Annotated in this window: 15 protein-coding genes; all 15 read right to left on the reverse strand. The window is 44.5% G+C overall.

Annotated elements, in window-relative coordinates; all coding sequences use genetic code 11:
* Positions 1–217: 217 nt before the first annotated feature.
* Positions 218–454: a hypothetical protein gene (locus tag K2P83_RS12615; RefSeq protein WP_292929715.1), complete on the reverse strand. Its 237-nt coding sequence runs from the start codon at positions 452–454 to the stop codon at positions 218–220.
* A 422-nt stretch (positions 455–876) separates the two neighbouring features.
* Positions 877–1,086, reverse strand: a complete 210-nt coding sequence (locus tag K2P83_RS12620; RefSeq protein ID WP_292929717.1) for a heavy-metal-associated domain-containing protein — start codon at positions 1,084–1,086, stop codon at positions 877–879.
* Between the two features lie 30 nt (positions 1,087–1,116).
* A complete protein-coding gene (locus K2P83_RS12625; RefSeq protein ID WP_292929719.1) occupies positions 1,117–3,510 on the reverse strand; it encodes a heavy metal translocating P-type ATPase in 2,394 nt (797 codons plus the stop codon).
* 103 nt (positions 3,511–3,613) lie between these two features.
* Positions 3,614–4,228 (reverse strand): hypothetical protein, encoded by a 615-nt coding sequence (locus K2P83_RS12630; RefSeq protein ID WP_292929721.1) that lies wholly within the window; start codon positions 4,226–4,228, stop codon positions 3,614–3,616.
* A gap of 121 nt (positions 4,229–4,349) precedes the next feature.
* Positions 4,350–5,144 carry a twin-arginine translocase subunit TatC gene (gene tatC / locus K2P83_RS12635; RefSeq protein ID WP_292929723.1) on the reverse strand — a complete coding sequence of 265 codons (795 nt, stop codon included), beginning with the start codon at positions 5,142–5,144 and terminating at the stop codon, positions 4,350–4,352.
* A 52-nt stretch (positions 5,145–5,196) separates the two neighbouring features.
* Entirely contained in the window at positions 5,197–5,589 is a 393-nt protein-coding gene (gene tatB, locus K2P83_RS12640; RefSeq protein ID WP_292929725.1) for a Sec-independent protein translocase protein TatB, read from the reverse strand.
* An 83-nt stretch (positions 5,590–5,672) separates the two neighbouring features.
* Positions 5,673–6,011 carry a Sec-independent protein translocase subunit TatA gene (tatA, locus tag K2P83_RS12645; RefSeq protein ID WP_292929727.1) on the reverse strand — a complete coding sequence of 113 codons (339 nt, stop codon included), beginning with the start codon at positions 6,009–6,011 and terminating at the stop codon, positions 5,673–5,675.
* Positions 6,012–6,043: 32 nt separating this feature from the next.
* Positions 6,044–6,394 carry a histidine triad nucleotide-binding protein gene (locus K2P83_RS12650; protein WP_292929729.1) on the reverse strand — a complete coding sequence of 117 codons (351 nt, stop codon included), beginning with the start codon at positions 6,392–6,394 and terminating at the stop codon, positions 6,044–6,046.
* A 3-nt stretch (positions 6,395–6,397) separates the two neighbouring features.
* On the reverse strand, positions 6,398–6,724 hold the full coding sequence (locus tag K2P83_RS12655) for a phosphoribosyl-ATP diphosphatase (protein ID WP_292929731.1): 327 nt from the start codon (positions 6,722–6,724) through the stop codon (positions 6,398–6,400).
* Positions 6,721–7,110: a phosphoribosyl-AMP cyclohydrolase gene (gene hisI, locus K2P83_RS12660; RefSeq protein WP_292929743.1), complete on the reverse strand. Its 390-nt coding sequence runs from the start codon at positions 7,108–7,110 to the stop codon at positions 6,721–6,723. The genes K2P83_RS12655 and hisI overlap by 4 nt, the downstream gene beginning before the upstream one ends.
* 55 nt (positions 7,111–7,165) lie before the next feature.
* Positions 7,166–7,939 (reverse strand): imidazole glycerol phosphate synthase subunit HisF, encoded by a 774-nt coding sequence (gene hisF, locus K2P83_RS12665; RefSeq protein WP_292929733.1) that lies wholly within the window; start codon positions 7,937–7,939, stop codon positions 7,166–7,168.
* A gap of 71 nt (positions 7,940–8,010) precedes the next feature.
* Positions 8,011–8,766: a 1-(5-phosphoribosyl)-5-[(5-phosphoribosylamino)methylideneamino]imidazole-4-carboxamide isomerase gene (hisA, locus tag K2P83_RS12670; RefSeq protein WP_292929735.1), complete on the reverse strand. Its 756-nt coding sequence runs from the start codon at positions 8,764–8,766 to the stop codon at positions 8,011–8,013.
* A 54-nt stretch (positions 8,767–8,820) separates the two neighbouring features.
* Entirely contained in the window at positions 8,821–9,465 is a 645-nt protein-coding gene (gene hisH, locus K2P83_RS12675; RefSeq protein WP_292929737.1) for an imidazole glycerol phosphate synthase subunit HisH, read from the reverse strand.
* A gap of 26 nt (positions 9,466–9,491) precedes the next feature.
* On the reverse strand, positions 9,492–10,079 hold the full coding sequence (gene hisB, locus K2P83_RS12680; protein WP_292929739.1) for an imidazoleglycerol-phosphate dehydratase HisB: 588 nt from the start codon (positions 10,077–10,079) through the stop codon (positions 9,492–9,494).
* A 41-nt stretch (positions 10,080–10,120) separates the two neighbouring features.
* Positions 10,121–11,206: a histidinol-phosphate transaminase gene (hisC, locus tag K2P83_RS12685; RefSeq protein ID WP_292929741.1), complete on the reverse strand. Its 1,086-nt coding sequence runs from the start codon at positions 11,204–11,206 to the stop codon at positions 10,121–10,123.
* Between the last annotated feature and the right edge of the window lie 581 nt (positions 11,207–11,787).

Raw genomic sequence — 11,787 nt, forward strand, 5'->3', positions numbered from 1 at the left:
GCTCTTCCGATCTTGGTCAATTTTCAACCGGCACAGGTGGTCAATTTTGAACTGGTATCAACAAACAGGCTACTGATTCATAATCGAACCACGTAAATTTTTTCTCCAAATTAAAATACAAAACGGATTAATTACGGATATCACTTGCAAGATATTGATTAATATATTTCTCTTTTGCGTTCGCTATGCAACAAGTGCTGTTGTAGAGTTTGAGAGACTACCGCAGTCCTAACGAGTCGAGTGTAACATCATCGTCTTCGTCTAAATCATTTTTGACTGTTTCGAATTCGTCTTCGTCTTCGTCTAAATCATCTTTGGCAGCTTCGAATTCGTCAATTATTTTTGCAAACTTCCCGGGTGGAATTTTGCTATCCGCCAGTAGATCATCCTCGTCGTTCATACTATCAACAGGATAAACGACATCTTCATCATCAAAAGAAAGTTCTCTAATCATTGCTATCACCTCCCTATAATATGTTCTGAAAACGATATTATTAATATCACACCATATCGATACGATAATCAAAGATAACCTACGGCTTTTCCTGGTAATTCTAAAGTTAAATTAAATTATCGAATACAAAAGGGCACTTCGATAAATCCTCCGATTTTTTCAAGCGCAAAAAATATAGTGGATCTTCCTTTTAAGACAGTAGATTAAGATGGTATCTGTTTGCCCCAAGTGGTAGTGCTCGTTTTCTCCCAACTAGGTTCAGTTTTGCGGTAACACTTCATTATGCGATTGTGCAGATGCCCTGATCTGTTCAAAACGGATTTAAAGAGTACCAGTTTGTTGTGGAATCTGTAGTGTTGATTAAGATTCTTGCCTTGTGGCGATGATTCTGAGTGGTATGGAACACTGAGAAAAGTTTATTCCTAATCAACCACTTCGAATCCTGCATCGAGGATGGATTCTTTAAGTAGAGCGATACTAGCATTAGCGGGATCGTACTGAACAATCGCTTGGGCTGGGTCAAGAGTAACTTCCATTTCGATTACACCAGGTAGGTTCTTTAGGACGGTTTTGATGCTATTGACGCAACCCATGCAGGTCATGCCCTTGATTTTTATAGTGGTGGTTTGCATGATAATGACATATTTCCTTTAAATGATTTTTTAATGATTTGCTTTCCAACGTTTCAATAGCAGTGAGTTGCTAACAACCGATACTGAACTCATGGCCATAGCTGCCCCGGCAATCACCGGATTGAGCAAGCCGATAGCAGCCAGTGGAATGCCGAGCATATTATAGACAAAGGCAAAGAATAAATTCTGACGGATTTTCCGGAGTGTGGCGCGCGAGAGAGAAATGGCATCGACAACACTCATTAGATCGTTGCGTATCAAGGTGATATCTGCGGCCTCAATGGCGACATCAGAACCGGCGCCAATAGCAAAACTGACATCTGCTGCTGCCAAGGCTGGCGCGTCATTGATGCCATCACCGACCATGGCGGTAAACTTGCCATCAGCTTTCAGCTTCATAACTTCTGCGGCTTTATCTTGTGGTAAAACTTCAGCGCGATATTGCATAATACCAGTACGTTTGGCAATGGCAGCAGCGGTCAAGGCATTGTCGCCGGTTAGCATTACCACTTCAATGCCCATCGATTGCAGGCGTTCAATGGCTCTCAGAGAAGTGTCTCGCAAGCGGTCCGCAATGGCCAGATAACCAAGGATTCTAGAATCGTTATCCGCAGTCGAGGCAACGCCGATGACCGTTTTACCTTCTGCTTGCAGAGTGGCGATCTGTTTTTCATCCACAATGATGCCTTGTTGCTTTAGAAATTTGGGTGAGCCAAGCAGATGTTGAACGCCATTCATGCGGGCTGTGATACCGCTGCCGGTGATAGCCGAGAAATTATCGATGGATTGAAGCGGTAATTGCATTTTCTGCGCACGATCCAGAATTGCCCGAGCCAACGGGTGTTCTGATCCCTGTTCCAGGGAAGCTGCGATTTGCAAAAAATCCTGCGTGTTGATCGATGCAATTGGGACAATGTCGGTGACTTCCGGTCTGCCTTCGGTGAGGGTGCCGGTCTTGTCGACAATGATGGTTTGAATCTTCTCGGCATTTTCCAGTGCCGCCGCATTTTTGACTAGGACACCAACCTGCGCACCGCGTCCTGTGCCAACCATAATTGCGGTAGGTGTGGCCAGCCCTAGTGCGCAAGGGCAAGCGATGACCAACACGGCGACAGCATTGATCAGTGCGGAAACAAAGTCACTGGTGAGCCACCAGTTAATTCCCAGGGTCAGGACGCTGATCGCCACAACAATGGGGACGAATATTCCAGAAATTGTATCTGCTAGGCGTTGAATGGGTGCTTTGGTACCCTGTGCCGCTTCTACTAAATGAATGATAGCGGCCAGCTGGGTGTGTTCGCCAACACTGGTTGCACGACATTTGAGTAGGCCTTGTTGATTTAGCGTAGCGGCAAAGACTTTTGCGCCTACTTGTTTGCTGACGGGCAAACTTTCGCCGGTCAACATGGATTCGTTAATGCTGGAAGCCCCTTCCATGACGACGCCGTCAACCGGCAGATTTTCACCCGGGCGTACGATAAAAATATTATTGACTTGCAGACTGCTTGCCGACACCTCGAGAATTTGTCCATTACGCTCGATACGGGCTGTTTTAGGTTGCAATCTGATCAGCGCCTCAATGGCCTCAGAGGTTTTCCCTTTGGCGCGCGCTTCCATCAATTTGCCTAGTAAAACTAGGATAATAATTGCTGCGCTGGCCTCAAAATAGACATGTTGATCGAGTGTGAGCGCTGTGACTATGGCACTGAAGAAATAGGCCATACTGGTGCCTAATGCAACGAGCACATCCATATTGGCTCCGCCGCTGCGCAGGGAGTGCCAGCCGCCAATATAGAAACGCCGCCCAATCCAGAATTGCACCGGGGTTGCCAATAGCCATTGCAACCATCGCGGTAGCATGTCCATATCATGGCCTGAAAACATAGCACCCATTTGCAACACGAGCGGCAAAGTGAGGGCAGAGGAGATCCAGAATAAACGTAATTCAGCCTGATAGGCTGCCAGTCGCCTTGCTTTTTCTTCAGTATGACTGGATTCGCTGATTTCGCTGGCGTCATACCCTGCATCAATCACTGCATCGATCAAATTGTCGACCCTTACCAAGCCTGGTATGAAATTTACTCTGGCCGTTTCGGTCGCCACATTCACAGTGGCTGTGACACCGGGCAATCTATTTAATGCGTTTTCAATATGGCCAGCACAGGCCGCGCAAGTCATTTTGTGCAATTGCAGTTGCACAGATTGCGGAGCAATATGAAAACCGGATTTTTCTATGGCACTAATCAGCGCATCTGTTTTAATTTGGCTTTCATCATAATTGACATGCGCTTTCTCATTGGCAAAGTTGACAACCGCCTGTACACCGGCGAGATTGTTCAGATTCTTTTCGATACGTGCCGCACAGGCAGCACATATCATCCCTTCAATCGGAAGTTCAATTTTCTTGAGGATTGAAGAATTCAATTGTGTCTTCCAATGAATGAAGCATTTGCAAATGGCGGCATCATGGGCTGTGCAGGGTGAAGTTTATAAAACATACAGGCAGTTCTCTGGATGATAACCTTCATTAGCGATCAAGGACCAGCACGCCATCGATCAGCTTAACTCTATCGCCTTGCTGGAAGTTTGCTGCATCAGGCAGTGCAATGATTGCTTGCCTGCCATCACTCATAGTGACGCCGATTTGATACGGATTGACCGGATTAGCCATATTGCCGCCGTGATCGCCAGGCATGCCATCCGCCGTGTCTGGCTGATTGGTGCCATGTGGGCGGATGATTTCCCTCGCGACTGTTCCCGCGACGATACCACTTGCGATTGCGTTCAGATTATTTCCTTGCCCCATTTTATTAACGAAATCAACAATGCCGCAATTGATGCACCCCGACGCAGGCGGTTGCCGGGGTATGATCCCAGCATCTGTGCTCTTAATACTGATGCTGTTTCGCGGCGTGCTAATGGCGGTGCCAACGCGATGAATGGTTCTTGGCGGTCTGCCGAGATCCGGCGGGCTTTCGGGTGCGGACTGAGGAGTCAGGTTCTGTGAATTTGAAGGTGGCTGATTACGATGATCTGCATTCGGCGATTGTGCGAACGTGATATCGACAGCAAACAGACTGAAAATACTGGCAGATACAACAGCTAATTTTGCTAAATCAATAACATGAAGGCTATTTGACATCGCTGATCTCCTCGAAGATAGACATCCATACAATGGGTTGTTTTTTTAGAGTAAGAAGGATCGGATTGGTTGCATTATAACGATTTCTATCTATCCTTGTTGGGGACAGGTATCAAATCGGTCAGTCTGTTTTTGTAGGAATATCTTTCTGTTCTGAAGGATTTTTTTGGGTAGGTGTTGACGCATCAGATTGAATTTCTTGATCCTGTTTCTTTATCATAAAAGCAGCGATGAATATACCCAACTCATAAAGCAGGCACAAAGGTACTGCCAGCATAAATTGCGAAACAACATCGGGCGGTGTAATGATGGCAGCAATGACGAATGCGCCGACAATTACATAGGGGCGGATTTCCTTTAGCTTCTCAATAGTGATTACGCCTGTTCTGACTAATATGATAACAAATACCGGTACTTCAAAAGTGATACCAAATGCGAGGAACATGGATAAAACAAAGCTCAGGTATTTGCTGATGTCTGTCATTACGGCGACGCCTTCCGGTGCAAAATAAGTAATGAACTCAAATACCAGTGGCAACGCTGCAAAATAGGCAAATGCCATACCGAAAAAGAATAAAAAGCTGCTGCCAAAGACCAAAGGCAGCGCCATACGTTTTTCATGAGAATAGAGTCCGGGTGCGACAAAAGCCCATATTTGATAAAAAGTGTGCGGTAATGTAATGACGAAAGCCATCATCATGGCGACTTGCATCGGTACAAAGAAAGGTGTCGCGACATCCGTGGCGATCATTTGCCCGCCTTGCGGTAGCTTCTCCAGCAGCGGTTGGGCCAACAAGGTATAGAGTTCACGTGCGTAAAAAGCACAAGGCAGAAAGCCAAGCATGAGCCCGCCCAGAACACGTATCATTCTGGTACGTAATTCCACTAAATGCGATAAGAATGAGCCTTCAAGCATGGTGATTGCTTAGGGGCGGGGCATCAATAGACTTCATATAGGCGATTGATTATTATTTTTTCTCGTTATTAAGGGAGCTATGAAGTGATTCATTGCTGACCGGCGCCAGTTGTTCGGATTCTTCAGGCAGTTGTGATGCGGGTAGGTTTACAGGTGAGTTAACATCAGTTTGGACATCAGCAACGGTTGTTTTTAACTGATCAACACTTTGTTGTACGGAATCTTCGATGGATTGAACCGTTTCCTGCACAGAAGATTGCATGTTCTTCAGTTCCTCCATACGCATTTCATTATGGATATCGGTTCTAACGCTATATACGAAGTTCCGGCAGCGTCCGTATAGATTCCCAACTGTGCGCGCTACGGTGGGCAGTCGTTCTGGTCCAATAACGATTAATGCAACCATTGAGATAACCAGTAATTCCATAAAACTGATATCAAACATGTTGTTTCTCTGATCGAAATTGTATTAATGAAAGCATCCATCAGACCTGAGTATGTTTGGGAATTTCACAGATACTGGAATATCTACGTTCTAGTCTGTGTTGTTTCCTTGATTTCGGTGTCTGTAGTCTGGCTATTTACGCTGGCTGATTGCGGCGCGCTGTCTTTGGTTGGGTTTGCTGATTGACTGTCTTTGAAGGTATTCACGGAAGCTTCCTTGCTTGCTGTGACTTCTATCACTGGTTCATGGATAGGGGCTGATTTCGATAGAGTGTTTTCAGTATCTGATTCTTTCATGCCTTCTTTAAATCCTTTCAAGGCACTTCCTAGATCATTCCCTAGGTTGCGTAATTTCTTTGTTCCAAATACCAATACGACAATGACCAATACGATAATCCAATGCCAAATGCTGAATGTGCCCATTACTTTCTCCTTTTAAATGGAACAGTACTAGCCTAGCTGTGATGAATCATTCCGGGCAGGCGTTCCCGGCCACCGATGATATGAAAATGCAAATGAAATACTTCCTGGCCACCTACGCGGCCGGTATTGATAATGGTGCGGTAACCATCTTCGCAGCCTTGTTCTTTTGCCAATCTCTGAGTCAATAATAGCATTTTTCCTAATAAGTTCTGATGATTATCTTGAACATCGGCCAGTGAATCAATATGTAGCTTAGGGATCAGCAAGAAATGAACAGGCGCGGCAGGATTGATATCATTAAAGGCGAGAATTTCTTCATCTTCATAAATTTTATTGGAAGGAATTTCTCTTCTTGCAATTTTGCAAAAAATACAATTATCCATATTTTAATCCGTTTTTCTTGATGCTTTTTCTTGTATGCCCGATACACCTTCGCGTCTTTCCAGTTCTTTCAAAACATCATCCGGCGTGAGTTCATGGTAGGCAAGTAATACTAGGCAATGAAACCACAAATCGGCTGTTTCATAAATAACTTGCTCGGCATTACCATCTTTCGAAGCCATCAATGTTTCAGCAGATTCCTCCGCTATCTTCTTGAGTATTTTATCTTGCCCGCCATGAAGCAGCTTTGCTACATATGAGCTGTTTGCATCGGCTAACTTCCGTGATTCAATGGTTTCCGCCAGGCGGTGAAGAATAGTTGTGTCAGTCATTTATTGTAGATTTCTAAGGGATCTTTAATAACAGGAGCTGCGATAACCCACTCGTTATTTTCCAGTTTCTGAAAGAAGCAATTGTGTCTGCCAGTATGGCACGCAATTCCACCGATTTGTTCCACGATAAGAAGAAGAACATCTTCATCACAATCCAAATAAATATCTTTTAATTTTTGAATGTGGCCGGATTCTTCACCTTTATGCCAAAGTTTCTTGCGCGAACGTGACCAGTATACTGCTTCACGTTTTTCTACCGTCAGCTTAAGCGCATCCCGGTTCATCCAAGCAACCATAAGAACTTTGCCACTATCCGCTTCCTGAGCGATCACTGGTATCAGCCCATCTTCAGACCAGTTGATTTTGCTAAGCCAGGTATCAGGCATAAATAAATTAGGATTTTTTAGAGTAATGTTGCAAATTTCATCAACAATTTTAACATTATAGCCGCACTTCAATACCATGCTGTGCCATATACTGTTTTGCTTGCAGCACGGTAAATTCTCCATAGTGAAAAATACTGGCCGCTAATACAGCATCTGCGTGTCCTTGCAGAATGCCTGCAACCAAATGATCCAGATTGCCAACGCCGCCGCTGGCAATTACCGGTATATCAATCGCATCTGAAACAGCGCGGGTCAAGGCGATATCAAAACCGTTTCGTGTGCCATCTCTATCCATGCTGGTGAGTAAAATTTCACCAGCTCCGAGAGATTGCATTTTTCTTGCCCACTCGATGGCATCAATGCCGGTTGCTTTACGTCCGCCATGGGTAAAAACCTCCCAGCGTGGGGAACCTCCGGCTGAGCTAACTTGCTTGGCATCAATCGCTACAACGATGCATTGAGAACCGTAATGATCTGAGGCATCGGCAACCAGTTGCGGATTCAGTACTGCTGATGTGTTGATGCTGACTTTATCAGCGCCGGCATTGAGTAACCTGCGAACATCAGCTACTTGACGCACACCGCCGCCAACGGTTAACGGAATAAATACTTGTGCAGCGACTTCCTCAATGATATGCAGAATCAGGTCGCGATTGTCAGAGCTGGCTGTGATATCCAGAAAAGTAAGTTCATCAGCACCTTGTTCATCATAGCGGCGTGAGATTTCTACCGGATCTCCTGCATCACGTAATTCAACAAAGTTAACACCTTTAACAACACGTCCATTGGTTACATCCAGACATGGAATAATTCGTTTAGCGAGGCTCATTAGTTTTAGAAGCCGGTCGTTAGAGTAAGAGAAAAAAATGAATTGTGCCAGTATTCAATTGCAAGGGTTTTTTATGAGATATCGTTACTCTTACTTAGTTTGTCAGCCAAGATCTGGGCTTCCATGAAATTAAGCGAACCTTCATAGATAGCGCGGCCAGTAATGGCACCCATAATACCCTCTGATTCAATTTCGCACAGTGTGTGCACATCATCAATATTGGTGATTCCGCCGCTGGCAATGATTGGTATAGTCAATTCTCTGGCCAATTCAACCGTGGCCTTGGCATTGATGCCACTGAGCATGCCATCTCTGCCGATATCTGTGTAAATAATCGCTTCTACGCCGTAGCCTTCAAATTTTCTCGCCAAGTCAACCACGTCATGTCCGGTTATTTTAGACCAGCCATCAACAGCAACCTTGCCATCTTTTGCATCCAGTCCGACCATAATCTGACCCGGAAAGGCATTGCAAGCATCTTGCAAGAAACCGGGAATTTTAATGGCTGCAGTGCCAATAATGATGTAGGTGATGCCATTGTCCAGGTAACGTTCGATTGTATCGAGATCACGAATACCGCCGCCCAGCTGAATTGGAATCAGGTTATTGATGGCTCGTACAATTTCACATATCGCTTCTTCATTTCTTGGTTTGCCAGCAAATGCACCGTTTAAATCGACAAGATGAAGTCTCCTTGCACCTTGGCTTAACCAATGTATTGCCATCTCACTGGGTTCTTTGGAAAATACGGTTGCCTCTTCCATGACTCCTTGCTTGAGTCGAACGCAGTGCCCATCTTTGAGATCTATTGCAGGAATAATCAGCATGGCTTAATCAGAGGGAATAGTTGATTAATAGAATCAGTTTATTTCTTTCTGGTTTTAGAAATTTGGTGTCCATTTTGCAAAATTACTTAATAAGGTTAATCCTGCCAATTGGCTTTTTTCTGGATGGAATTGTACAGCGAAAATATTATCTTTTGTAACAGCACAAGTAAATGGAAAAGGATAATTGCTTCTTGCCGCGATTGATTCAGAATCAGTAGTCTCGACATAATAACTGTGTACGAAATAAAAACGCGCGTCTTCTGCAATACCTTCCCATAAAGGATGCTTAATGGCCTGATAAACTTGATTCCAGCCCATATGCGGTACTTTAAGTTTTTGTCCGTCTGCCGTCGTCATGGCCGTGGCAGGGAAGTGCACGACCTTGCCAGGCAGGATATTCAGGCCTTTCACATGTCCTTCCTCACTTTCTTCAAACAGCATTTGTAAGCCAATGCAGATGCCAAGAAACGGTTTGTGAACAGCTGCTTCCATGACGGCTTCACGTAATCCGCGAATTTCCAGCTCATGCATACAATTGCGCATGGCGCCTTGGCCTGGTACAACTATACGTTTGGCTTCTCGCACAACATCCGGATCGCTGGTGACTGCAATCGAGGCAGCCGGTGCAACATGCTCAAGCGCTTTCTGTACGGAACGTAAGTTTCCCATTCCATAATCAACAATTGCGATATCAATCATACAATGATGTAGTTAAACAAAGTTACTTATAAAGTGCCTTTGGTGGATGGAATAATCCCGCTTGCCGCTGAATCATGTTCTATAGCCATGCGCAACGCACGCCCAAACGCTTTAAACACGGTCTCTGCCTGATGGTGCGCATTCTTTCCGGAGATATTGTCGATATGCAGCGTTATCAAGCCATGATTAGTGAATCCCTGAAAAAACTCACGAATGAGATCGACATCAAAATCACCAATACGCGCCCGGACAAAATCAACATTGAATACCAAACCGGGACGTCCGGATAGGTCTATGACTACACGTGACAATGCTTCATCAAGCGGTACGTAGGCATGTCCATAGCGGCGCAATCCTTTTTTATCTCCCACTGTTTTGGTAAAGGCTTGACCAAAAGTGATGCCAATATCTTCCACCGTGTGATGTGCATCGATATGCAAGTCACCTTTGGCAGCGATTTCAAGATCTATCATGCCATGGCGAGCAATCTGGTCGAGCATGTGATCCAGAAAAGGCACGCCAGTTTCCAGGACAGATTTGCCTGTCCCATCCAAGTTCAGGTCGATGCTGATCTGAGTTTCCAGCGTATTTCGTGTAACTTGTGCCCGGCGCATAGAATAAAATCTTTGATTAATACAAGGAATTGGAGTGGATTCTAAACTGTTTCACTCAGTATGGTGTGTAATGTTGTGCAAAATTGAGAGTTTTCATCGGGTGTACCTACTGTTACACGCAAACAATTTTCTAATAATGGATGTGTGCCATCAAGATTCTTGATTAGTATCTTGCGTTGCTTAAGTGCCTGAAAGATTTGACTGGCTGCATGGATACGAAACAAAATAAAATTAGCGTTCGAAGGATATACCTCAATATTGTCTATTGTACCAAGAAATGTTCTCATTTTTGTGCGTTCTGACTTGATCGCTTCCGCTTGCTCTGATAATACTGCAGTATGGTGCAATACCTTCTCTGCAATTAATTGCGTCATTATGCCAATATTATAAGGCAAACGCACCTTTTCCAGTTGCACTAACCATTCAGATCGGCCGATTAATAGCCCCAGTCTTAGACCGGCCAATCCTGACTTGGATAGTGTACGCATTAACAATAAATTGGGGTACTGGGTTAGTTTATCCATAAAGCTAGCATCAGCAAATGCATGGTAAGCTTCATCGACAACAACGATACCAGAAGTTGCCTGAATGATGCTTAAAATCGCTGCGGGATCAAATAAATTTCCGGTTGGATTATTAGGGTAGGCCAGGAAAATGACGACAGGTTTATGTTCTGCAATTGCAGCTAGCATTGTTTCCAGATCAAGCGAGAAATTTTTTTGTAAAGGTATTCCAACATATTGAATGTTTGCGAATGCCGCGATCATCCGGAACATGACAAATGCAGGTTCAACACTCATTAATACCGCGCCAGGCCTAGCTAGTGCCATGGCAATGATCTGGATAATTTCATCCGATCCATTGCCTAACAGGATATCCATTTCATCGGAAATAGCCAAGGCCTGGCGTAGCATCGCTTTAAGTTGAGTGGCACTTGCATCGGGGTAGCGGTTTACCGGTGCACTTGCAGTTAATTGTGCAATTTCGTCACGTATCACGAGTGGTAACGGATATGGGTTCTCCATCGCATCCAGCTTGATCATACCTGTTGCGGGCGGGACATGATAAGCGGAGAGCTCGAGAATTTCCGGACGGATAATTTGATCGGGATGATAAAAATTAGTCATATATGACTAGTTTAACTCAATAAAGGTTTTAAAGTTAAGGAAGTGCTGAATAATTCATCGCACAGCAGCGTATCGAGCACGGTTTCTGGATACTGGGTTGGATTCAGCATTTTCTGGTCTGAATTGAGTCATTTTTTGCATTATATCTCTCATTTTTTGTTTTCTGAATGCAACTTGGCTGTCATCGTCATCTATCCATCGACGAGCCAACAGTAAATTGGCAAAACCAAACAATAAGAATAGCTGAGCGGTGTTCTTGGTTACCCATTTTTAGCGTGCCTTGCGGTGTATGAATAGATTCTTTACGACAACTTGAAAGGATGCTTAACCTTGGCGCGAATATAGGCCTTTGCATGCTCAAACGTCTCCATCAGTTCGCTTATTGCCGTTTTAGACAATGCTTAACGCCCGGAAGGGCGCATCGCAATATGCCAAGTCACGGGCATCGCAAAATTTTTCCTCGGCACAATTTCCGACACAGAACCGATTACTACACTATCAAGTCAATTTAGGGAAACACTGATTTATTCGATCACATCGACTTTGGTCAAAAAGGTTTGATAAACTGCATCATACTGATA

It is taken from the genome of Nitrosomonas sp. (assembly GCF_019752415.1).
Classification (GTDB): domain Bacteria; phylum Pseudomonadota; class Gammaproteobacteria; order Burkholderiales; family Nitrosomonadaceae; genus Nitrosomonas.